Origin of the sequence: Cyclobacterium plantarum, assembly GCF_011290685.1 — a bacterium.
In the GTDB taxonomy this organism is placed as follows: domain Bacteria; phylum Bacteroidota; class Bacteroidia; order Cytophagales; family Cyclobacteriaceae; genus Cyclobacterium; species Cyclobacterium plantarum.
Genome location: NZ_JAANYN010000003.1, coordinates 23,353 through 46,835 on the forward strand (window position 1 = coordinate 23,353; position 23,483 = coordinate 46,835).

The window sequence follows — 23,483 nt, forward strand, 5'->3', positions numbered from 1 at the left end:
CAGGCATCTGGATGAGGGATTTTTCCTGAAATTACGCCGTTACAGGGGAAAATAGAAAAAATCCCTGACCAGTAGGTTCCAATTTCCTTGCCGGTCAGGGAGCGATTAACAACAAACAATCCTGAATTATTCTAATTAATTTTAAACTTAATTGGAACGCGCATCTTGACGGTTACTTCTTTCCCTTTCTGTTTGCCGGGTTCCCAGTCAGGTGAATTGCGGATCACTTCAAGAGCAGCCTGGTTCAGCCGGTCATCTACGCCTCTCAAAAGTTCTACATCCCTGACGACTCCTTCCTGATTGACCACAAAACTGGCATAAACGGTTCCTTCTACGCCCTCTTTTTTGGCGGATTCGGGATAGGTCAGGTTTTCCATCAGGTACTGGTTCCATCCTTCCATACCCCCATTTGGTACAGGCATATCCTCTACTACATCGAAAACATCTCCCTGCATCAGTCTTTCGGTGATTTTGTTGTCGTCTTTGTCGTTTTGCTCCATCATCTCTTCCTGGTATTCGCAGGCAAAAAGGACAAATAATACCCCAAATAGCGGGATGGACAAAGCATACTTGCTCCTGGCAAGCGATCTGGTTTTTGGTTGATTCATCATTTTAATTCTTTTTTTGATTTGAAATTGATTGAAATTATGGATAAGCGCACAGGTCTGTGTAGGCCTGAGTAATTTTAATAGCAATTGGGCATAAGTTTTTTTTGAATGATGGGCTATGATTTTCTCGTCTACCTGGTATTCATGTACCTCCCGCAAAGCTTTTTCAAACAGCCTTACAAAAGGATTGAACCAGAGTACGATTTTTAACAGTTGGACAAGTAGGATATCCCAACTGTGGAGCTGGTTGCCATGCGCAGCCTCATGGGCAATTATCCACTCCCGGTCTACTTCATTACCCCCTTTGGCCGGTAAGAAGATATACCGGAAAAAAGAAGCCGGTTGGAAATCCGGATGTTCCAGCAGGATGAAAGGCCCCCAGAAAGCCTGCCTGGCCTTGCTGATCTGCCTGTACAAAACAACCATTCCCCAAATCAACCGACAGAGAAAAAAGATAAGCCCTATAAGGTAAACCCCAAAAAGAAATTGGGGAAGTGAAATCCATTCCTGTTCTGTTGATAGAGTTTTCTGATCAGTAAATTCCAAAATGGGAAACTGAAAACCGTAACTTGCTGCCAGCTGGCTACCGGCCACATTAGCCGGAAATTCAATGGCTGGAAAAGCCAGGGAGGCGATAATTGCCAGCAGCAAAAATGCCCGGTTCCAGTCGAAAAATGTATTTCCATCCAGAAGCAGCCAATAAAAAAACCATAAGGCACCAAGGCTAAGGCTGGCTTCCCACAAATAGTTTAAAACCTGATTCATGATTTTTTCTCATTTTTAAAATTTTCAACCATCTTCTCCAATTCTTTTAATTCCTGATCGGAAAGCTTCTTCTCCTTTACCATAAAGGACAAAACATTTTGTGCTGAACCATCAAAATAGTTTTTTACCATTTGGTTAAAACTTTTGTTTCGGTACGCCTTTTTGCTGATCAGAGGAAAGTACTGATGGGTATTTCCATAAGTGATGTGATCCAGAAAACCCTTTTTTTCAAGTTGTTTGATGACGGATGCCAGGGTTGTGTAAGGAGGTTTGGGTTCAGGAAAACGCTTAAGGACTTCCCTGATGAGGGCCTTTTCCATTTCCCAGATAATGGCCATGACCTGCTCTTCGTTGTTGGTTAATTGTTCCATACAAGCAAGGTAAGAAAAGATTATTAGTTTTCCTACGAAAATATCGTATATATACGAAAAGTACGTAGATTCTGATTTGTTCTACATTCTCCTTTAGTACATGCTTAAAAAATCAGCACCCTATTGCCAATGATTTTACAATATTTTATTATATTGAAATTGTCATTTGAAAAACTAAATACTATGGAAAAGTTTACACTTGCCGTCAATGGAGAAACCCATGAAGTAACAGCTCCCGGAGACATGCCCCTGTTGTGGGTGATCAGGGACCTGCTCTCTCTTAAAGGGACCAAATTCGGTTGCGGACAGGCCCTCTGTGGTGCCTGCACCGTACATTTGGACGGGGTAGCCATCCGATCCTGTAGTTTGCCCATTTCCGAAGTGGGAGAACAAAAGCTTACCACCATAGAGGGCTTATCTGCCAATGGGGAGCATCCCCTTCAAAAAGCCTGGCAGGAACATGTCGTTCCTCAATGTGGCTATTGTCAGACGGGGCAAATCATGAATGCCGCTGCATTGCTTCAGAATAACCCCAGTCCTTCTGAAGCCGAAATAGAAACCGCAATGGCTGGCAACCTTTGTCGGTGTGGGACCTATAACCGCATTAAAACCGCCATACAGACCGCATCCAAATCCTGATTTCACGCTTTTCCAACATGCTCATGATACCAAAACTATCCTTCCTGCCTTTCAAAAAATTTACCAATAAGAGTGAAGTTTTCCGTCCTTCCAGGAGGGAATTCCTGAAGATAGGCTCACTGGCCACTGGCGGATTTATGTTGGGAGTCAACTTTCAGTGCTCAGGTCCCAAGGGTGAAACCCTGACTTTTGCTCCCAATGCTTACCTGAGCATCAATGGGGATAACCTGGTGACCATCATTGCCCATCGCTCCGAGATGGGTACCGGTATACGGACTTCGCTACCAATGATTGTTGCCGATGAGCTCGGAGCTGATTGGAAATCGGTTAAAATTGAGCAAGCCGTTGGTGATGAAGCGACCTACGGAGACCAAAACACCGATGGATCCTATTCTATACGCATGTTTTTCGAACCCATGAGAAGAGCGGGAGCAACGGCCAGGCACATGCTGATGGAAGCAGCGGGCAAAAAGTGGGATGTAGATCCCTCAGGCTGTGATACCCGGAATGGGCAAGTGATCCATGCAGCAAGTGGTCAGCAAGTTGATTTTTCAGACCTGCTTGACCTGCTGCAGGACATGGAAATTCCCGATCAGGAAACTTTGAAGCTTCGTAAACTCAGCGATTACAAACTAATTGGGAAGGATGTTCCCATATATGATGTAAAAGACATTGTCCATGGCAAGGCCCTCTTCGGTGCGGACATGGACCTGCCCGGCCAGCAAATAGCGGTGATTCAACGGAGTCCAGTAGTTGGAGCAAAAGTGATAAATTATGCTGAAGATAAAGCACTCGAAGTACCCGGAGTCAAGCAGGTGATAAAAATTTCGGGAAATGGTGCCCATCCGGGATTAAATAAGCCTCTGGAAGGCATTGCGGTGATAGCGGATAATACCTGGGCAGCCATAAAGGGAAGAGCCGCCCTGCAGGTAGAATGGGACCTTGGGGAGAACAAGGATTACCAATGCGCCGCCCAAATGGAAGACATGATCCGGGAAACACTGGGGGATGGAAAACTGAGAAGGGAGAAAGGTGATGTAAAAACAGCTTTAGGAAGCGCTGGAAAGGTCTTGGAAAAAACCTACCAGGCACCCTATTATGCCCATGCTACCATCGAACCACCCGCTGCACTGGCCCATTACAAGGAGGATGGCACCGTTGAAATCTGGGCCCCGACCCAGCACCCACAATGGGCCAGGGATTCAGTGGCAGAGGCATTGGAGCTGGATGCGGCCAATGTCAGGGTGAATGTGACCTTATTGGGCGGAGGTTTTGGCAGAAAATCAAAGCCGGATTATGTGGTGGAGGCGGCATTGCTATCCAGGGCCATCAAAAAACCCGTACGTGTGCAGTGGACCCGGGAAGATGATATCCACCATGATTTTTACCATTCCCATAGTGCCCAGCGAATAAAGGCAGGATTAGATGCACAGGGCAACTTGATAGCCTGGAATCACCACACAGTTTTTCCTGCTATCGGAGGTACCTCAAGTGCCGATGAATTGCACCCCTCCGATGGAGAAATGGGTTTGGGCTGTACGGATTTCCCCTACGATGTGGCGAATATCCGGATTGAATCTCATGAGGCCAAAGCACATACCCGTATTGGATGGCTTCGCTCAGTGAGCAATATACACCATGCTTTTGCCATCAGCAGCATGCTGGATGAAATAGCCGAGGTCCGGGGAATGGATCCAGTGGAACATATCCTGTCTCTTTTGGGAGAGGACCGGCAGCTTAGCTTCAATGAAGAAATGGAGGGTGAATATCCGAATTATGGAGAGGACATCACGGCCTATCCCTGGGATACCGCAAGGATGAAGAGGGTAATCGAAAGGGTCTCTGCAGAAGCCAATTGGTCAAAATCCATTCAGGATGGGAAAGCAATGGGCTTTGCGGCACATAAAAGTTTTTTGACTTATGTGGCTTGTATTGTAGAAGTATCCAGGGATGAAAATGGTAAAATCACCATTCCGGAGGTGCATTATGCAGTGGATTGTGGCATAGCGGTAAATACCGATCGCATTCGATCCCAATTCGAAGGAGGGGCGCAATTTGCCAGCAGCCTTGCGATGTCGTCGGCCATCAATTTTGAGAATGGGCAGGTCAAACAAAATAATTTTGACAGCTACCAAATCATTCGCATGCCTCAGGCACCCAAACAGATTTATACCCATATCATAGAAAGTCAGGAGAAACCTACCGGAGTGGGAGAACCACCGGTGCCTCCCTACATTCCAGCTTTGTGCAATGCATTGTACAAACTAAATGGAAAAAGGATTTATGAATTGCCGGTGAAGGAAGCTTTTGTTTGATAACCGATTGCTGCGAAGTCCTGTCAGCGGCGGTGGGTTATGGATGAAGTTTATTTGTTCAAACAGTTCCCCCAAAAAATAGATACGGAAAAGGAAAATCAGGGAATTGCTCATTTTGTTTGGAAGGGGTTCACACATCCAACTCGTAATAATTTACCATTAAACCCTGTTTATCAATACTCATTGTTCATTTAATTATAATGTACCTGAAAGTCAGGTTGATCCTTGGGGCCAGGACCTTTTTGGTAGGGGGTAGCCGATGCAGCCAGTGGTCTTGGGTACTGCCCTTCATGAGCAGCAAACTGCCATTTTCCAGATATAAAGAGACGGTTTCCTTGCTTTGTTTGTGTTTAAAGGCAAATTTTCGCTCCGCACCAAAACTCAGCGAAGCAATGGCACCATGCTTTTTCAAGTCTTTTTCCCCATCACTGTGCCAGGCCATCCCCTCCTCACCTGAATGATACAGGTTAAGCAAACAGGAATTAAAGACCTCACCCGTTCGTTTCTCAGTAATGGCCTTCAATTCCATAAGTTCCCGGGTCCAGGGAAGGGCCCTTTTGGTAATATTGGAGTAGGTATATTCAAACTCCCTGTCACCATACCAGGCCACTTTCCTTTTGGTGATCATTTTTTTTCCAAAAATCACCGCTTCATCATTTTTCCAGGCGATGGTTTCCCACAATGCCTTAAAATAGTGATCCGCCATTTTTTCAGCCATGATTTTTCCCCAGTAATGCACGGTTCCGTCCGTTGGCAATAAATTTTTAGATGGAGTGGCATTATTGTCAAACAGTTTCATGCCTCCAAAACGGTTTGAATTGGGCTTTTGTTTCCGAATAAAAATAGGAAACAGTAGCATGAAGGATTAAGAACAATCGGTTCAAAACGTTTTTAAAAGGATGAAGTATCTTCAGATGATAGGAATTATTGCAAAGATTCCTTAATTAAATCAGGGAAGAAATACTTTTTTGTCTATTTCAGCATCAAAATTCCTTATTTATTTTTTGGAATGATTATTCCAATAATATATATTTGGTGAAATCCACCAATCACTCAAGCATGGCAAGGGCAAAATCTTTTGATACATCTGAAGTCTTAGACAGGGCCATGGAATTGTTTTGGAAGAAAGGCTATCATGCCACTTCTGTTCAGGATTTGGTCAGTCACCTGGGAATTAACAGGGCAAGTTTGTATGATACTTTTAAAGGTAAGGAGGATTTGTTTTTAAATGCCTTTGAAAATTACCGGGAGAGTAACAAAGCAGCCATACTTGAAGCATTGTATTCCCAACCCAATGCCCGGGACGGAATCCGAAATTTATTTGAATGTGCCCTCAAAGAAAGGAAGGACCGCAAAGGCTGTTTCACCGTCAATTTAACAGCTGCCCTAATGCCGGAAGACAAGCATCTGCAGGAAATCCTCAGAGATAGCCAAAAAGTTTTCGAGAAAATTATTTTCGACTACCTGAAATCCGGTGAGGTAATGGGGGAGTTTCCAAAAGGAAAAGACCTGATGGCGATGGCTAATCTGCTTTATACACTGTATAACGGGGTTCAGGTCATCTCCAAAATAGAGGCGGCACCTTCCCGGCAAATGGCAGCAGTAGAACAGGTATTGCAGATTTTAGAAGTGGAATAAAAACACCAGGAAGAACCAATTCGAAACTAATTTTGTACCCAATTATTTCAAAAACTCATCCAATTTCTTTCTGAATAGCTGCCTCATACCAATTTCGGCACTACCCAATTCGGAAATGAAACCCCCTTCCATAAAAAATGTAGCGATTGTATTTTTCTCTTGATAACCAAAACGCTTCCATAATTGGTTTTCTTCAATAAACAAGCCATCCGGATCATGTATAAAGGGATAGGGAAACTCATATTCGGTCAGTCTCTGAATAATTTCACCCTTATCTTCTCTGGTAATTACAATAATCACTGGCATTTCCTTATCATATTCCTCTATGATGTCCATAAAGGGCATGGAAAATACATAAAGTTGTTTGGAAACCACCACCAATTTTTTTTCAGCTGAGAACCAGTCTGGATTAAAGGTAAGGCTGTCTGAAACCTGATAAGTCTTTAAATTCTCGGGAAAAATAATTTTATCTTCAGAAGGGCCGCAACCAGCGAAAACAAATAAGATACAAAGTAGCAAAAGTAGGGTATAGGTATGCATAAGTTTATATAGGTTCGTAAGTGAAAACAGCAAGGTGTTGTAAACAACTAGTCCGGGAATCTCAAAATTCTACGAATAACAAAACCGGGTTATCCCCTTCTTGAATTTTAGGGCTATTCTCCGGCAATTGATCTGTCTCAAGTATTAGGTAATCCGGCGTTTGCGCGATGAATACCAGAAGATCGTCCATTAAGCCTACAGGACTATAAAAAGCGGTTAGTTCTGTAGCCGAGATAATCCTTTTGCTTACTTCCCCGCTCGCTTTTTCTAAAATGACCTGGTGTTTATTCAACTCGCCATTTACCTGAACAGCCACTTCAAAAAAAGCTTTGTCTTCATTCTCCCAGTACTGCGAAATGGTGGCAAATCCCTGTTGGTTGAGCATTTCGAAACCCGCCATCCAGTCCATCTCAAAAAATCTTTCGGGAATGCTGTATTTTCCAAAATCAAATTGATATCGAGGCAGGAGACTGTCTGCCTGTACCATGTAGGTGTTGGGATTGTAAATTTCATGGAAGAAAACATGCTCACCAAGGGTATAAAAATTCTTCTCCCCAAAGGGTAAAATTTCATGGGTATTGGGTAACCATTCATTGATGGTTTCTCCCTTTTCATTGATTACCGCCAGCCTGTTTTTTACAAAGGGAAGATTGTAACTCCCGGAAGCCACATATTGATCTCCGGGCAAGGGAGCAAAAGAGGTTCCCATATAATCAATACTGATGGTTTCAAGCTGTTGACCTTCTTTATCCAGGCGGATAATTTCAGCCTGATCACCTTTTACACTAAGGATGTCCATCCCCTCGGGAGTCGGGATAAAATCATTGATGCCCCTTAGCATACCGGGTCCTTCACCGATTTCTACGAATTTGCCCAGGTATTTTCCATCAAGATCAAATTGGTGGACGGCATCTCTGGCACTTTCATCATAAATAAAAAAGGAGTTTTCTGAAAATTTTACCGTTAGGTGGTCTCCGATTAGATTTGCGGTATCGGTTTCCAAAGGAGTTATGGTTTCGATCGAGTAAGGTGTACTGATTTCCTTTATTTTTTCTAATTCAATCTGTGGTAATCCGTCTTTTTGTTCGATTGTCTTATTGCAAGCAACCAATAAAGAAATCCAAAGGATACATTGTAGTAGAAATCTAGCTTCCATGTGTTTATATTTTCTTCAAACTAGTAAATTAAAACCAGATTTCCAAGAGCAGCTAATTATCGAAAAAATTTTTTACCATAAAAAAGTAAACTAATTTTGGATGAATATGAGTCTTCCCTTTTTCCATAAAAGTCAGCTGTCCAAAATCAAATCTTTATTGGAGCCAAATTTGCTAAACAGGGGTTTTACGCTTTTCCGTGAGGGAAAAGTGGATTTTATCTACTTTGACCCAGCCAAGGAAATTTATTTTTTTGATGTAGCGGGCAATATGGAGCCTTTTTATTCAGTGAGTATAAGTTTGGAACAGCTTAACCGGAATGTACTAAGGGATGAAAAAGGCTTTGAAAAATTACCTGATAAACCGGAAGAAAGTCCCATAACCTGCGAGTGTGTTTATTTTATAGAAAATCATCAATGCAAACATGTGGCTGCAGCAATCTATTATCTGGCGTTGACCACTGGTGTGGATTATCAAAAATTCCCACCACCCTGGATGGAAAACCAGAAAACGCTGAAAGTAGAAAAGAAGGAACCTGAAGAAGAAGAATTATCTTTTCCCATTACCATCCCCTGTTCAGAAAAGGAGATTCCTCAATTGGGGGGAAAAATGGATATAACTCCTGGCAAATTCATTAATGAAAGATTATACAATACCGAATTGTTAGAGAACGGGATCACTTATTCAGTGGATATCAATGGGCAATTCCATTTTTTGAAAATTCATTATGACGGAAAACAAATCATCATCAACGGGGATTTCCAAAGAAAATACCTGGTTCGGACAGGACTGGAATGGCTGAAAAAAAGGTTCAGCCAGTCGGGGCTGGGAGACCTGTATTACCTAACTTCCGGGCAAAGGAAGACAGCTGCGGCAGACCAATTGAGGAAGTGGGGCCTTCTGGATCAGTTGGAAGATCCTATTAAAGCCTTTGGATTTGAGTTTTACGAAGGTCAGGTTGTCATGTTTCCTGCAGGACCCCTCCGCGGGCTTTACCACATTGATCGCCTTTCGAAGAAATTCATTGAAGAGGGAATACGGATGGCCGATCTTGCGGCATCGAACCAACTGATTCCCAATGTTAAAACCGATGAATTGGGCAAGTATAATCCCGGTTTTGCACTTGTCATAGACCATTATGATAATTTTCAGGGGATCCTTTCCTTCATGGCCAAGGGAAGTAAAAACAAGCCCTCGGATTTTTCCGTCAGATTTACAGCAATAGCCGATTCCTATGATCCAAGATTGGCCAAGAATTCAGGAATGGATGAAGCACTATTGGCCGCAGAAAAACTTAACCAGGCCATAATAAAAAAGAAAACGGATCAAATATTTTCACTTTTTGAAGATTTTCTAACTTCAATGGATGGCTATCACCTTTCGACTTATCAGGCTCCTGCCTATGAGTACCAAAAGGGTAAAATTCAAAAAAAGAACTTTGGAGCAGCACTGAGAATTCTTCCAGCCAGGCTTGGACTGAAGATCAGCAAAAAGGGGCTGATATATGAACTGCATCCGCTTATCAGCACTGATGAGGGCAAACTGGAGATGGAAAATGAAAAAAATGAATTGAGCCTTTTCGCTGCCTTTGCCCTGTACAAGCACCGCTGGTTGCTGACATTTCAGACAAAAGAAGCGTTGCTGACTTTAAAGGTGCTGCTCAATTATACGGTATTGCAATTTTTAGAAAAAGATGTGGATGAATATGTTCAGAAAATAATACTACCCCTGTCTAAAAATATTGAAATCATGGACGAATCCGGTCTTTTCAAGGAAGCCGATCATAGCCCATTACTACAGAAACAACTCTATATTTCTGAATTAACCGGCTTGGTGATTTTCCGACCCGCCCTGAAATATGGACCCAGGGCTTTTTCCAACCCACTAGAGGGGAACAGTATCATGGACCCCGAAACGAAAACACTGTATTTAAGGGATGAGGATGCCGAAGATGAATTCCTGGCTTTTTTGAAAGCCCTGCATCCTAATTTTGAGCGGGGCGGAAATCAGGGTTTCTTTCATTTGAACCACGATGCGTTTATGGAAAACCTGTGGTTTATGAAAGCATTTGAAACCTTAAAAGCCAATAAAGTTACCGTATTTGGCCTGGAAAACATCAAGATCAAAAAATATTCTCCTTTTCCACCGAAAGTTACCATGGAATTTGGCTCCACCCAGGACTGGTTTGAACTCAACGCACAGGTAGCTTTTGGCAATAACAAGGTGAAATTAAAAGACATCAAAAGTGCCCTGGACAAAAACCGGAACTATGTGGAATTGTCGGATGGCACCATAGGAATATTACCGGAAGAGTGGGTGCGTAAATTCAGCAGGCTGTTTCGGTCCGGAGAAACCGAAAAGGAGCAAATCAAAATCTCCAAAACCCAATTCAACCTGCTGGATGAGGTAGAGGAAATTCATGATTTTCCGGAAATACTTAAAGAGATTGAAGAGAAAAAGGAAAGGTTAAAGCAATTTTCCAGTATCAGGAATACCAAAATACCCCAAAAATTAAAGGCCGACTTAAGACCCTACCAACAGGTGGGATTGAATTGGCTGAATTTTCTTCAGGAATACGGCTGGGGCGGCATCCTGGCAGATGATATGGGCCTGGGCAAGACACTCCAACTCATCAGCCTGATTTGCAAAATGAGGGAGAAGCAAGGAACAAAAGTGCTGGTAGTGGCTCCTACTACCCTGTTATTCAATTGGAAGGACGAGTTGGAAAAATTTGCGCCACATCTGGATTATTTTATCCACCATGGTTCCCGATACGATAGCGTGGAAGCCCTACAGGGGCATGAGGTTTTACTCACCAGTTATGGACTGGTAATCAATGACCTGGAGCTTCTGAAACAAATTACTTTTGATATCATCATTGCCGACGAGTCTCAAGCCATCAAAAATACGCAGTCCCTTCGATATAAAGCCATCACCAAACTCAACGGTAAATTAAAAATAGCCCTGACAGGGACGCCCATAGAAAACGGATTGGCAGAGCTGTATGCACAAATGAATTTTGTAAATCCTGGCTTTTTCCAATCCTTTAAAGGCTTTAAAGACCATTACCTGGATCCACTGAAAAAGGGGAATACAGGTATTTTGGATGAGTTGCAGAAAAAAATCAAGCCCTTTGTCCTGAGAAGAACCAAGAAGGAGGTGCTAACAGAACTTCCAGATAAGACGGAAGAGTACCTTTATTGCGAGATGGATCCCGTACAACGCAAGGTGTATGATGCCTACAGAAATGAATTCCGGGATTATCTGATGAAGAAATTTGAAGAAGAAGGTGCCGGACAGTCCAAAATGTATGTTTTGGAAGGATTGACGAGGTTGAGGCAGATTTGTGATGCCACCCGCCTGGTAAACCATGCCGTGGGAAAAGATGCCTCGGCAAAGATTGACCTGCTGTTGGAACACATACTGGAGAAAACGGGCAATCATAAATTGCTGGTTTTTAGCCAGTTTGTTAAAATGCTTGATATTGTTCAGGAAAGACTTCAGGAAAACCATGTATCCTATACCTATCTAGATGGAAAAACCAGCCTAAAGGAAAGGGAATCAAGGGTGAACCAATTTCAACAAGACCCCTCAAAAAGGGTGTTTTTAATCAGTTTGAAAGCGGGAGGCACCGGCCTCAATCTAACTGCAGCCGATTATGTCTATATTCTGGACCCCTGGTGGAATCCGGCAGTAGAAAATCAGGCCATAGACCGATGCTACCGGATGGGGCAGGAAAAGCATGTCATCGCATACCGGATGATTTGCAAGGATACCGTTGAGGAGAAAATCATGAAATTGCAGGCGGCCAAAAGTAAAATGGCAAAAGAAGTCATTGTGGAAGGAGACAGTTTTTTGGGTACTCTGGATGGAGAAGGCATGTTATCCTTGTTTGATTAAACTTGATTTTCAGTTATATGGAGGTATTTTCCAAAAAAACCTATGAACTACCAAGGGCATTCCAATCAAAAAAACGCGGTAGCATTTCTGTTTTGGGATAAGCCAGGCTCAGATAATATTTTTCTTCCATTAAAAAGCTTTTTATCTGCCAACCCCTATGTTCAATGGGCTCTGGTAAAGAAATAGACCGGCTTCTATCCAGAAAGCAGTATTGATGGAGATGATCAGTCAAACCCCATCCCAAAGCCTTCAGAAAAGCTTCTTTCCGGGTCCAAATTTTAAAAAATGATGGGTAAGGGTAGGCTGATTTAGTAATAAAGTCAATTTCAGAAGGGTCAAAAAACTGCGTTACTACTTCCTGGTAATCAAAGGTTGCATTTATGGGCTCAATATCAATTCCTATGGTTGCTTTGCTCAGGGCAAAAACCACCCAATCACCAGCATGGCTGATGTTGAAATGGAAGTTATTGTAGGCCTCCAATATTGGTTTATTGTGCTTGTTGCGGCGAAACAATACGATTTTGGGATCTATGTTCAAGTAATGGCCTATCAGCCTCCGTAGAAATCCTCTCCCGATGGCATATCGGATTTTGTCTTCCCGGAGGTAAAACTTTTCTGCCTTTTCAACCTCTTCCTCATTCATCAATGCCATGATGGAATCCAGGTCTTGCCGGGGCATGTGGACCGGTGCCCGCCAGACGTGCAGAAAATTTGCAGGAAGCGCAGCAGTATGTTCATTCCATTCTGGGGCTCCTGGTTCATCGCAAAAAATATTGACCTGAAACATGGGTTAAATATAGCACCTATTCCTGATCATGGGAAGAATCAATATACCAAATAAGTTGCATATCCATAGGTACGTTTTGGTTGAGTTCGATTTGGAAAATAGCCAGGATTGATTCTAAAGCCATACTATGAATTAAGCAGAAAAAATGGAGGGCTAAAAAGCGGAACAAATCGCTATAAAATTGGTGTTTATCCCAATGATTTGGAATATAATTTTGAATCATTTATTTTTAATGTATCAATAAACTTAATAGATGTTTTTTACACTTTTTTATTAGCCATAAAATGAAAGAACTGGTGAATACTCATTTTGATCTGGGAGGAAAGAAGCTTTTGGTGGTAGAAGATGATCCCATATTTGGATTGATCATGAAATCAATTTTTAAAACCTGGAAAAACACCATTACAGATTTTGCTGTTAATGGTAAAGAAGCTTTGGAAAAATTGCTGCTCCCTGGATTTGATTTGATTTTGATGGACTTGCAAATGCCAGTCATGGATGGGTTCCAAACCATACTAACCATTCGGCAGGGACATTGCGGTATGGCGTACAGTAATATTCCTGCCATTGCCCTCACGGCTGATATTTCCGAAGAAGCCCGGCAAAAAGGCCTTTCAGCTGGCTTTAATGATTTTCTGGTGAAGCCCATGGACAGTGCAAGACTTTTTGCTACTATAGAACATCAAATTGTAGAAAACGCCCCGGCAACAGTTTACAGATGACGTATTCATTCCAATTTTTAAAGAAGAAACCCACCGAAAAAAATAAAACAAATCGAAGAGCTACATTTAGGTACGCAAAAAGCGCTGGTCCGACAAAAAACCGAGCCTGTCTCGATTTTTTTCGGGCGGGTACGGGAGGTATGTGGGGAGAAGGATCTGACACCAAGGGCAGGGAGATTGACGATACACTGGTTTTGAAATGGAAACCTATCAAAAAAAAGTAAAACCCAATTTCTTTGCATGCTATGCCTTATCTTCGTAAGGTGAAAAACCCAGTTCCGGAGGCGTATATAAGTTACGGAAACCATGAAAAAAAAAGCTGCATTAGCAGTGCTTGCAAACATGTCAATTAGCTACCAATCCTTGCGATTTCATGTCAATATCTTCCCATTACTAATCCAGGTTTGTCTTTTCTTCCTGATAGGAAGTGGTTGTACCAGTAGTTCCAATGAAAAGACAAGGGAAAATCAGGAAAAACAACCAAAAAAGAGCCATTTTCAAAAAAAGCCAGATCCTATCGACCAGCCGGCTGTTTCCCTGGCTAAAAGTTATTGCACAGGCTGCCACCAGTATCCTGATCCGGCACTTCTGGACAAGGAAACCTGGAAGACCATATTACCTAGAATGGGCCATTATTATGGAATATACGCTGATGATACCACCAGAGATTGGTTAATGGAAGGAGGCAGGGCTGGACAGATTGTAGCCAGAAACAATGTTTTTCCGGAGTCTCCTACCATAGACACTTTGGTTTTCAATAAAATAAGTGCCTACTTTTTGGAACAGGCTCCTGATAAACTGGATGGGCCCGTGGAAAATGATATCCGGATAGGATTGGAAGGATTTTCATTGAGGAGGCCGGATAGCCAGACCAGAAATCCCATGACATTGATGGTACATATCAGCGGTCCGAACCGGTTTTACATCAGTGATGTGGGGAGGTCTTCCCTTGCCATCATGAACAATGCCTTTCAGGTGCAAAAAACGGCTCCCAGTCCGGAGGGAACGGTCTGGATCCATGAAGGTGAGCGGTATGATTATGCCTTGGTAATCGGGACCTTTAATCCCACAGATATGGATTTGGGTTTTGTGATGCGCTTACCAGATGGTCCGGGTCAGCCCACTCCCATTATTGCACGAAACCTGCAACGCCCGGTGCACATGGATAGAGGGGATCTGGATGGGGATGGACTGGAAGACATGGTTATTTGTGAATACGGCAAACAAACAGGCAGCCTGGCCTGGTGGAAGCAAGATCAAAACGGGAATTACCTCAAACGGATTTTGCGCCAAAAACCAGGTGCCACGAAAGCCTATATCAGGGACCTGAACAACAATGGCAAGGAGGATATAATCGCCTTGTTTGGGCAGGGTGATGAAGGAATTTTCATCTATTATAATCAGGGAAATGGAAATTTTGTAGAAGAAAGCGTGCTGAGGTTTCCAGCCAGTTACGGATCCAGTTATTTCGAACTTTTTGATTTCAATGAGGACGGGCATATGGACATCATTTATACCAATGGTGACAATGCGGATTATGACCCTATCGCAAAACCCTATCACGGAATCAGGATATTTATCAATGACGGAAACAACCGGTTCAAGGAGGAGTTTTTCTATCCATTGAATGGCGCCTATAAGGCTGTTCCAGCCGATTTTGACCAGGATGGGGATGTGGATATTGCCGCTATTTCCTTTTTCCCCGATTACGAAAATGCACCTGAAAAAAGTTTTGTTTATCTGGAAAACCAGGGTTCCATGGATTTTGAGGCCGGTACTTTTCCGGCTGCGGCAGAAGGGCGCTGGATGGCCATGGACGTGGGAGATATGGATGGCGATGGTGATCTGGATATCCTGCTGGGGTCCATGGTTTTTGGAACAGATTATTCCGATTACTTTGATAAATGGGTGGAGGGTTCTTTACCCTTTCTCTGGTTGGAAAACGGACTCAGATAACTACTATAGTTTGCTTACCAACTCCACCAGCCGGTTAGAGTATCCCGATTCATTGTCATACCAGCCCACCACCTTGACCAGGTTTCCCATGGAAGAAGTTAATCCGGAATCCAGGATGCAAGAATGGGGATTGCCCACAATATCTATTGAAACAAGGGGGTCTTCTGCATATTCAATGATTCCTCTAAACCTGTTTTGGGAGGCTTCCAGAAAGGCCTGGTTAATGGATGCGGCACTGGTTTCCTGTTTTAACAATACTATCAAGTCGGTCAGTGAACCATCCGGGACCGGTACCCTCATGGCCGATGCTTCAATTTTTCCCTTAAGTTCTGGCAGTACGATCTCCATGGCTTCTGCAGCATGGGTGCTGGTCGGAATAATGGAATAAGCAGCTGCCCTGGCCCTGCGAAGATCCCTATGGGGAGCATCATGCAGGTTTTGGTCATTGGTATAGGAGTGAACAGTGGATACAAAGCCTTTGACTATCCCAAAGGCATCATCCAGCACTTTAACCATGGGTGCCAGACAATTGGTGGTACAGGAAGCATTGGATACTATGTCTTCATCACCTTTCAAAATGGCTTCATTTACCCCAAGCACCACCATGGGTACATCCGGGGATTTTGGTGGGGCGGTAATGATTACTTTTTTGGCACCTGCCCTAAGATGCATTTCGGCACCAGACCGATCGGTAAATTTTCCGGTAGATTCAAAAACTACATCTATATTCAGGTCTTTCCAGGGGATTAAAAGAGGGTTTTTTTCAGCAAAAATCCGAATCACCTTGTCTCCTATATGAATATTGCCCCCTTTTTCAACGATCCGTTGGCCGTATTTGCCGTGTATGGAGTCATATTGTAGCAAATGAGCAAGCGTTTTGGGGTCGGTAAGGTCGTTTACAGCTACCAATTCCAGGTCGGGGCTGTCCAATATCAACTTGATGGTCAAACGGCCGATTCTTCCACAGCCATTAACCGCTATTCGTTTTTTCTTCATGATTGAAATCTGCTTCGAAAATAGGAAAGAATTTGTCCAAAGACCATAAAAATTCTAAAAAAGGGTTGAATATTAACCCCGCTCTAAAGCAGATTATAACTTCGGATTCAATATAGCCTGGCCTGTGTCAGAAATGACAGGAAGTACAAAACAATCAGGCTGTCTGTAGACTCCCCTGGTATGGTAAAGCCGATATCAACACCTTTCCGGGTGATTCTGAGGTAAAACGAGGTAATCAAAGATTGCCCAATCCGGCCAATACGATGCCATAAACAAAATACCTTAATATTCTAAATAAGCTTAAAAACAGGTATTTCTTTGTTTCCAGCCCACCCATGCCACTCAATAAGGATATGGCAGAAAAAGGTAAAGGACTAATGGAGGCAACCACGACCAGGTAGCCCCCATATTTTTCAAAAAGACCTAAATATTTTTGTATTCGGGGAAACCGGAGCCCGCTGATCCACTTTTTATTTTTCACCCACTTGCCCAGATTGAAATTTACAAACCCAGCAGCATAAGAAATGACGGATAGGATTCCAATACTGATCAGATAGGGGCCTATTAGGGAGGTTTCCAGAGACCATAACATAAAAACTTCCGGGGGAATAATACCAAAAAGTATTTCTGACAAAACAAATATACCCATGACCAGAGCTGCATCATCATAAATGCCACCAAACCAGGAGTATCTTTCCTCCTCACTGCTAAATTGCCTCAATAGGAGAAAAAGTAACAGCAAAATGCCCAGATAGAAGAATCCTTTCAAGACATTGGAGACGAGAAATTTTCTCTTATCGTCATTGGTAAATTCACCCATCAGGATTATTACTTTTGGGGAAAATGGTCAACTATTATTTGTTGGGCTGATAGGCCTCTTCGTAGGGTGACCATATTTCATAAATGGGGTTGCCCGTAGAGCTTAAGCCACTGTGGTGCCATTCTCCATCAATCACTTCATAATCAAAATTCAGGGAGGCTCCTACTCTGCTGTCGTCCCTCGAAAAGAAGGTGATATGCTCTGTGTATTTTCCATCAACGGCTTCATAAGTTCCCCCTCCGGTACCACTAAATTCTTTGGTTTCAGAATTGAAAGCGATCCACTGGAACCTGCCCCCACTCAATATTTTTACTGTTCTCCTTGCTCCCGGAGTCATTTTTGATATTTCTCCATCTCTTTTTCTTCCGGTAATCACCCAGTTTCTGGTAAGCTCATCTTCTTTGGAAGATATTTTTTCCCATATTTCAATCAAGTCCTCACCTTTTATTTTTCCGGAAATGACCATTCGTTCATTGGCAAAATCCAGGGTGTAGGTATTGGTGGTGCCTACTTGCTCGGGATCCAGCGTCAAAAAATCCAACTTTTCATCATAAGAATTTCCATCCAATTTGTAGTTTCCACCCCCTGCCATAAGAAATTTATTACCTGCTATTTCTTTTGCGCCAACGGCAAAATAGCCGTCTTGATATATTTTAATAAATTCCCGGTCATTTACAGGGTCACCATTTTGATGGGTAAGTTTCCAGGCACCTTCCAGGTCCTGGGCATTTGCAAAAGTACCCAACGCAACAAGAAATAGAATAAGTAAAGTTTTCATAAGAAGGGTTTCATCTGTTTATAATTTGTTTTTAATAAGCCACATGACCGCCCGGCAGACGCCAGTAGGACGGGGAATCTTTGACGATTATAATAATCATTGCCCGGTGAGTTTAATGATGATTTTAATCGTGTCGATTCCATTGGATTTACTTTCAATTTAATTATTTAATTGCTTTTCGCAATAGATCTATTCAGGCAATATTCTGTTAAAGGAAATATGTTCTATGGAATACATTCAGTTGGCTGTTTGAACCTATTGCGCCCAATGCCATGATTTGGCTGGTTTTTTGTTGGAGAAGTGTCAAAATTACTGGCAACACATGCAAAAATTTAATCTGGTTTTATTTTTATTACTATTATTTTCTTGGGGTGAATCTTTTGGACAAAGCTATGGAAGTTCTTTAGGATTGCGTTTCGGCAATAACAATCAATACCGGACCATCGGGCTTTCTGTGCAGCAGCGCATTCAGAAAGGACTTACAGTAGAAGGCATATTGCAATCTGATTTTAATGTCAACAGCTCATTTCATGCCTTGCTTCAAAAACACCGCCCGATATTGAGCAAAAGGCTGAACTACTATTACGGGGCAGGAATCTCATTGGGTATAGGAGAAAGCCAGGAAAAAATACCGGAATCCATGCAGATTATTCAAACTTATGGCAATCCAATGTTGGGACTTGACCTGGTGGCAGGATTGGAGTTTACTGCTTTGGGTGTAAATTTTTCCGTAGATTACAAGCCCAACGTCAATATTGCCGGCAGACAACCCTGGTATAGTGGTCAGGTGGGTATTTCTGCCAGGTCCGTATTGGTCAAAGGGAAACAGCAGAAGAAAAATCGCCGGATCAAAGCAAGAGAGAAAAGAAAAAAGAATGGAACCGGATTCTTTCAAAGAATCATTCAACCCTTTAAAAATAACTGAATATGAAAAAATGGATATTTGTGCTGATGGCCAGCCTGTTAAGCCTGCATCATTCAATGGGACAGGACCCTGTAAAGATTGCAGTTGTCGGTCTTACCCACTCCCATGTTAATTGGATCCTGGGCAGGGAGGATAAAGGAGATATTGAAATTGTCGGAATCGTGGAGCCCAATACTGATCTGGCCGAGAGGTATTTGTCCCGCCATGACATAAGCATGGATTTGGTTTACAAGGATATGGAAAGCCTTTTTGAAAAGGTAAGGCCGGAAGCGGTAACTGCATTTGGTTCCATTTATGAACATTTGGAAGTCGTTCAGGCCTGTGCTCCGCTCGGGATACATGTGATGGTAGAGAAGCCTTTGGCGGTAAGTATGGAGCATGCAAAGAAAATGGAAGCCCTGGCCAGAGAGCACAATATTCATTTGCTTACCAATTATGAAACCACCTGGTATGCCAGCAACCATGAAGTTAAAGAGCGGGTGAAGGATAATTCAGCCATCGGACCATTGCGAAGAGTAGTGATCAATGATGGCCATGAAGGGCCGAAGGAAATTGGTGTGAATCAGGAGTTTTTGGATTGGCTCACAGATCCTGTTTTAAATGGCGGAGGCGCGGTGATAGACTTTGGCTGCTATGGTGCCAACCTGATGACCTGGCTGATGGACGGGCAAAAACCGGTTGCGGTAACTGCTGAACTCAAGCAAATCAAGCCCCATATTTATCCTAAAGTGGATGATGAAGCCACCATTTTATTGGACTACCCTACAACCCAGGGGGTCATTCAGGCTTCCTGGAATTGGCCTTTTAGCAGGAAGGACATGGAAGTATATGGTAGCACTGGCTATTTAATTGCCAAAAACAATACCCGATTGATCAGCAGGGGAACAGGTGAAAATCAGGAGAAAACAGAAATGTTATCCCAAAGGCCTTATCCTTATGATGATCCGTTTTCTTATTTGGCGGCAGTGGTCAGAGGCAAAGTAAAAGTCGGTGCCAGAGACCTTTCCTCCCTGGAAAACAACATGATAGTAGTGGAAATCCTGGATGCGGCAAAGGAAAGTGCGAAAAAAGGGGAGCGGGTATATTTGAAATAAACTTAGGGTTTACCAGTTATTTTATCTAAAAAATACCTCAGTCGGTAAGCATTTATCGCCATTTGCCCCAGCTGTTGACTCAATTTATAGTTGGCAATGGCACCTACCCCTGCTCCAATGATCGGAATCAGCTGGGCGAGTTTGGCCAGGTCCATGTAGTCCCTGTATTCCAGTTGGAAATTTCTCCAATCAAAATCATTCAGGTTATCCGGCAGAGCTTGGGCATGGTCTGTCCAGTTTTCCAGATCTGCAATGGTTTCATTCCTGGTTTTCTGGCTGGAAAAGGTTAATTTGAAAATATACAGGATAAACACCCGCTCCTTGTAATCTCGTACATTGTGACCATAAGCGGCTGCAATTTCAAAGAGCATTTTCATTTTGATGGCCAGAAAAGCGGGTAAATCCACAAAACCCAGCAATATACCTCCGGCACCGGTTAAGGCTCCTTCTACAGAAGCTGTTTTGGTATATAGCTTTATACTTTTCCGGGCTTTGTATTCCCTAAGGCTTAATCGATCGATGGGATAGGCCTTGGGGCCTATGTATTCATTTCCGCTCAAGACCCCTTTGACCATTTTCTCTATGGCGTAGGTGATGGCTTTATGGATTTTTTCAGGTATCAGGTTATTGATAGACCTTTGTGTTCCTTTGGTCATCCGGTTTAGTAAGGAGGGTTTTTTTTTGGTCTTTTGTAACCAGGTCATCAGGTCCCGGTAGGCCAGGTTTTCATATAGTTTTTCGGGATTGGATTCGGTTGTTGACATGGATCGCCGTGGTAGTTTGGTTTTATTGTTTCATAAAGTACCGCAATTCTATACATTCATTAGGGCTTTTTGAATGTTTTTGATTGTCCCTTTGGGATGCTCAGGCTTTTCCAGGGGCCTGTGGCCAGCATTTTCCCCAAATAGATCAATTGTCCTATATGGGAGGCATAATGGGCAAGTTGCCTGTTGATGGCATCAACAACGGTATGGGCCTCATTTCTTATAAAAACCTTTTTTTCAAAATCGGATTCGGTAAGGGATTCCAGCGCATCAAAAAGCACCTTCCATCCCTTTTCCCATACCTGCATCATCTCTTCCTTGTTTTTGATGTCATTTTCGAACTCACCATCGCGTTCCCGCCAGGGTTTTTCTCCATCTGTTGTCAAAAAATCAGTCCAGCGAGAATGCATGTTTCCCGAAAGGTGCTTGACGATGGTTGCCATGCTGTTACTGTCTTCGTTATATTGCCAAAAAAGCTTTTCTTCGGAGACTTGTTCCATGGCCTTTTCACCCAGGTTTTTATACGAATGCAAAAGGTCGAGGCTACTTTTCAAATAGTTGGAAGTGTGGTTCATGATTGATTAGGGTAAATCAGGTAGGGAAAATTTTAACAACACTTCAATTTACCTTTATAATTGAAAAAAAAAAAAGCAACCTGAACGGCTGCCTTTTTATTATTGGTTAATCTTTTGTTTAAAGGCCAAATTCCTTTTTAATGATGTCTACATGGTCTAGTTTTTCCCATGTAAAGAGTTCCACATCCAATGTAATGGAGGCCTTGTCGGGTGAGAAAAATGTTTTGGAAACCACTTCGCTCTCCCGGCCCATGTGCCCATAAGCAGCTGTTTCCTCATAAATAGGATTCCTGAGCCTCAGGCGGTTTTCAATGGCAAAAGGGCGCATATCAAACAATTTTTCTATTTTTCCGGCAATTTCTCCATCGGATAAATTCACCTTGGAGGTGCCATAGGTATGCACGTAAAGTCCCATGGGTTTGGCCACACCAATGGCATAAGACACCTGGACCAAAACTTCATCTGCTATTCCTGCAGCCACCATGTTTTTGGCAATATGCCGGGTAGCATAGGCTGCTGAGCGATCCACTTTGGAAGGATCTTTACCTGAAAAGGCTCCTCCACCATGCGCTCCTTTGCCACCATAGGTGTCTACTATAATTTTTCTTCCCGTAAGACCGGTATCACCATGAGGCCCACCAATGACAAATTTACCTGTTGGGTTGATATGGTAGGTGATTTCCTCGGTGAACAGCTTTTGAATGGAAGGGGGCAATTGGGCCTTAACCCTGGGAATAAGGATCTCAATGATATCTTTTTTAATCTTTTCCAGCATCTGACTTTCGGCTGCGAAATCATCGTGCTGGGTGGAAACCACGATGGTATTGATTTTTTCTGGAACATTGGTATCGCTGTACTGAATCGTCACCTGTGCCTTGGAGTCCGGTCTGAGGTATTTGATTTGGTCATTTTCCCTGCGCAGGACAGCCAATTCTTTTAAAAGCTTGTGTGACAGGTCCAATCCGAGTGGAATAAAACTCTCCGTCTCATTAATGGCATAGCCAAACATCATGCCCTGATCCCCGGCTCCCTGCTCTTCAGGATCACTTCGATCCACCCCCTGATTGATGTCTGGCGACTGTTCGTGAATGGCAGACAAAACTCCACAGGAACTGCCATCAAACATGTATTCACTTTTGGTATAGCCAATCCTGTTGATAACATCCCTTGCAATTTTTTGTACATCCAGATAGGTATTAGACTTGACCTCACCGGCCAGTATTACCTGACCTGTGGTAACCAAAGTTTCGCATGCCACTTTGGAATTGGGGTCAAAAGCCAAAAAATGGTCTATGATAGCATCTGATATCTGATCTGAAATTTTATCGGGGTGCCCTTCGGAAACCGATTCCGAAGTAAATAAATAAGACATACAAAGCGTTTTTAAAATTAAGCCGTAAAGCTACATCTAATGGCTAAAATTAAAAATTATTTTTTTACTTACCGCTGACTTAGTAGCTATATCGTCGATTAAAAATCAGGGGAGCGTAAAAGGAAAGCCCAAAAGACAGGTACATCATTCCTCCGAAAAACTGTACCCACTGAAATACATGGCCCATGCCATAGGTGCCCAGATTGGGGAAATAATAGGTGAGAATGAAAAATATATAACTTTCCCCAAATGAAAACAATACCAAAGTAGCCATCCAAAAATAAGGAAGGGAAAGCAAATTGGTGTCTTTGAATTTACTTTGAACCAAAATATCCTTGAAAAAAATAAGGCTATAGAACAGTACCAAACCATGCCCAATCAGGTAAGTGTAGGACTGGATATTGGTGAAAATGGATTGAAAATAAAGGCTGATAACCAGCCCAAGCAGTAAAAATACCGCAATGGTGGGCAGTACTTTTTTTTGCAGGTGACAACTGTATGGCAATTGGCTGTAAAGAAGGAGCATTACTGCAGGCCTGAGATAAACATATAAAATATTGTAAAGCAGGCAGTTTTCCTTTCCTGAAGCCAATGTATAGTTCCAGATGGCTTCAGAGAGCAATCCGGTTATTAATATTAACAATACAAGGGGATTGATTCTTTTATATTCTTTTTGACCAGATCCTATGATGAGGTAAATTCCAGAAAACAGAATCCCCAAAAGTAAGGCTATGAAATAAAAAGACAATTGCATCGATAGATTT

Annotated in this window: 21 protein-coding genes; 8 read left to right on the plus strand and 13 right to left on the minus strand. The window is 42.7% G+C overall.

Features of this window, described 5'->3' with window-relative positions:
- Positions 1–131 precede the first annotated feature (131 nt).
- Together G9Q97_RS08110 and G9Q97_RS08115 are read right to left on the minus strand one after the other, a co-directional pair.
- A complete protein-coding gene (locus G9Q97_RS08110) occupies positions 132–1,373 on the minus strand; it encodes a M56 family metallopeptidase (protein WP_166145388.1) in 1,242 nt (413 codons plus the stop codon).
- Positions 1,370–1,744: a BlaI/MecI/CopY family transcriptional regulator gene (locus G9Q97_RS08115; protein ID WP_166145391.1), complete on the minus strand. Its 375-nt coding sequence runs from the start codon at positions 1,742–1,744 to the stop codon at positions 1,370–1,372. Before G9Q97_RS08115 ends, G9Q97_RS08110 begins: the two co-directional genes overlap by 4 nt.
- A 183-nt stretch (positions 1,745–1,927) precedes the next feature.
- Between G9Q97_RS08115 and G9Q97_RS08120 the strand changes: the two genes are divergently transcribed.
- Both G9Q97_RS08120 and G9Q97_RS08125 read left to right on the plus strand, forming a co-directional pair.
- Positions 1,928–2,383 (plus strand): (2Fe-2S)-binding protein, encoded by a 456-nt coding sequence (locus tag G9Q97_RS08120; RefSeq protein WP_166145394.1) that lies wholly within the window; start codon positions 1,928–1,930, stop codon positions 2,381–2,383.
- A gap of 23 nt (positions 2,384–2,406) precedes the next feature.
- Positions 2,407–4,698 (plus strand): xanthine dehydrogenase family protein molybdopterin-binding subunit, encoded by a 2,292-nt coding sequence (locus tag G9Q97_RS08125; RefSeq protein WP_166145397.1) that lies wholly within the window; start codon positions 2,407–2,409, stop codon positions 4,696–4,698.
- Between the two features lie 187 nt (positions 4,699–4,885).
- On the opposite strand, the gene G9Q97_RS08130 is transcribed toward G9Q97_RS08125, so the two are convergent.
- Positions 4,886–5,497, minus strand: a complete 612-nt coding sequence (locus G9Q97_RS08130) for an alpha-ketoglutarate-dependent dioxygenase AlkB family protein (protein ID WP_166145400.1) — start codon at positions 5,495–5,497, stop codon at positions 4,886–4,888.
- Positions 5,498–5,757: 260 nt separating this feature from the next.
- On the opposite strand from G9Q97_RS08130, the gene G9Q97_RS08135 reads away from it, so the two are divergent.
- Positions 5,758–6,336 (plus strand): TetR/AcrR family transcriptional regulator, encoded by a 579-nt coding sequence (locus G9Q97_RS08135; protein ID WP_166145403.1) that lies wholly within the window; start codon positions 5,758–5,760, stop codon positions 6,334–6,336.
- A gap of 42 nt (positions 6,337–6,378) precedes the next feature.
- Here the strand turns inward: G9Q97_RS08135 and G9Q97_RS08140 are convergent, their stop codons facing one another.
- Both G9Q97_RS08140 and G9Q97_RS08145 read right to left on the minus strand, forming a co-directional pair.
- Positions 6,379–6,876 carry a hypothetical protein gene (locus G9Q97_RS08140; protein WP_166145406.1) on the minus strand — a complete coding sequence of 166 codons (498 nt, stop codon included), beginning with the start codon at positions 6,874–6,876 and terminating at the stop codon, positions 6,379–6,381.
- Positions 6,877–6,937: 61 nt separating this feature from the next.
- On the minus strand, positions 6,938–8,032 hold the full coding sequence (locus G9Q97_RS08145; protein ID WP_166145409.1) for a 6-bladed beta-propeller: 1,095 nt from the start codon (positions 8,030–8,032) through the stop codon (positions 6,938–6,940).
- A 100-nt stretch (positions 8,033–8,132) separates the two neighbouring features.
- On the opposite strand from G9Q97_RS08145, the gene G9Q97_RS08150 reads away from it, so the two are divergent.
- Positions 8,133–11,930 carry a DEAD/DEAH box helicase gene (locus tag G9Q97_RS08150; protein WP_166145412.1) on the plus strand — a complete coding sequence of 1,266 codons (3,798 nt, stop codon included), beginning with the start codon at positions 8,133–8,135 and terminating at the stop codon, positions 11,928–11,930.
- Positions 11,931–11,970: 40 nt separating this feature from the next.
- Here the strand turns inward: G9Q97_RS08150 and G9Q97_RS08155 are convergent, their stop codons facing one another.
- A complete protein-coding gene (locus G9Q97_RS08155) occupies positions 11,971–12,717 on the minus strand; it encodes a 4'-phosphopantetheinyl transferase family protein (RefSeq protein ID WP_166145415.1) in 747 nt (248 codons plus the stop codon).
- A 284-nt stretch (positions 12,718–13,001) separates the two neighbouring features.
- Between G9Q97_RS08155 and G9Q97_RS08160 the strand changes: the two genes are divergently transcribed.
- Together G9Q97_RS08160 and G9Q97_RS08165 are read left to right on the plus strand one after the other, a co-directional pair.
- Complete coding sequence (locus G9Q97_RS08160; protein ID WP_166145418.1) at positions 13,002–13,439, plus strand: response regulator; 438 nt, start codon at positions 13,002–13,004, stop codon at positions 13,437–13,439.
- A 306-nt stretch (positions 13,440–13,745) separates the two neighbouring features.
- Entirely contained in the window at positions 13,746–15,395 is a 1,650-nt protein-coding gene (locus tag G9Q97_RS08165) for an FG-GAP repeat domain-containing protein (RefSeq protein ID WP_246255523.1), read from the plus strand.
- 3 nt (positions 15,396–15,398) lie between these two features.
- On the opposite strand, the gene gap is transcribed toward G9Q97_RS08165, so the two are convergent.
- From gap to G9Q97_RS08180, 3 genes are all read right to left on the minus strand, one after another.
- Positions 15,399–16,391, minus strand: a complete 993-nt coding sequence (gap, locus tag G9Q97_RS08170; RefSeq protein ID WP_166145421.1) for a type I glyceraldehyde-3-phosphate dehydrogenase — start codon at positions 16,389–16,391, stop codon at positions 15,399–15,401.
- A gap of 235 nt (positions 16,392–16,626) precedes the next feature.
- Complete coding sequence (locus tag G9Q97_RS08175) at positions 16,627–17,211, minus strand: YqaA family protein (protein ID WP_166145425.1); 585 nt, start codon at positions 17,209–17,211, stop codon at positions 16,627–16,629.
- A 34-nt stretch (positions 17,212–17,245) separates the two neighbouring features.
- Positions 17,246–17,989 carry a hypothetical protein gene (locus G9Q97_RS08180; RefSeq protein ID WP_166145429.1) on the minus strand — a complete coding sequence of 248 codons (744 nt, stop codon included), beginning with the start codon at positions 17,987–17,989 and terminating at the stop codon, positions 17,246–17,248.
- A 322-nt stretch (positions 17,990–18,311) separates the two neighbouring features.
- On the opposite strand from G9Q97_RS08180, the gene G9Q97_RS08185 reads away from it, so the two are divergent.
- Both G9Q97_RS08185 and G9Q97_RS08190 read left to right on the plus strand, forming a co-directional pair.
- Positions 18,312–18,914: a hypothetical protein gene (locus G9Q97_RS08185; protein WP_166145432.1), complete on the plus strand. Its 603-nt coding sequence runs from the start codon at positions 18,312–18,314 to the stop codon at positions 18,912–18,914.
- Positions 18,915–18,916: 2 nt separating this feature from the next.
- Positions 18,917–20,008: a Gfo/Idh/MocA family protein gene (locus G9Q97_RS08190; protein WP_166145435.1), complete on the plus strand. Its 1,092-nt coding sequence runs from the start codon at positions 18,917–18,919 to the stop codon at positions 20,006–20,008.
- 2 nt (positions 20,009–20,010) lie between these two features.
- Here the strand turns inward: G9Q97_RS08190 and G9Q97_RS08195 are convergent, their stop codons facing one another.
- The 4 genes from G9Q97_RS08195 to G9Q97_RS08210 all read right to left on the minus strand — a co-directional run bounded on the left by G9Q97_RS08195 (position 20,011) and on the right by G9Q97_RS08210 (position 23,362).
- A complete protein-coding gene (locus G9Q97_RS08195; protein WP_166145438.1) occupies positions 20,011–20,772 on the minus strand; it encodes an EcsC family protein in 762 nt (253 codons plus the stop codon).
- Positions 20,773–20,831: 59 nt separating this feature from the next.
- A complete protein-coding gene (locus G9Q97_RS08200) occupies positions 20,832–21,347 on the minus strand; it encodes a DUF1572 family protein (protein WP_166145441.1) in 516 nt (171 codons plus the stop codon).
- Positions 21,348–21,465: 118 nt separating this feature from the next.
- The gene (metK, locus tag G9Q97_RS08205; RefSeq protein WP_166145444.1) at positions 21,466–22,719 is read right to left on the minus strand and encodes a methionine adenosyltransferase; all 1,254 of its coding nucleotides are present in this window, start codon (positions 22,717–22,719) and stop codon (positions 21,466–21,468) included.
- Positions 22,720–22,798: 79 nt separating this feature from the next.
- Positions 22,799–23,362 carry a hypothetical protein gene (locus G9Q97_RS08210; RefSeq protein WP_166145447.1) on the minus strand — a complete coding sequence of 188 codons (564 nt, stop codon included), beginning with the start codon at positions 23,360–23,362 and terminating at the stop codon, positions 22,799–22,801.
- Between the last annotated feature and the right edge of the window lie 121 nt (positions 23,363–23,483).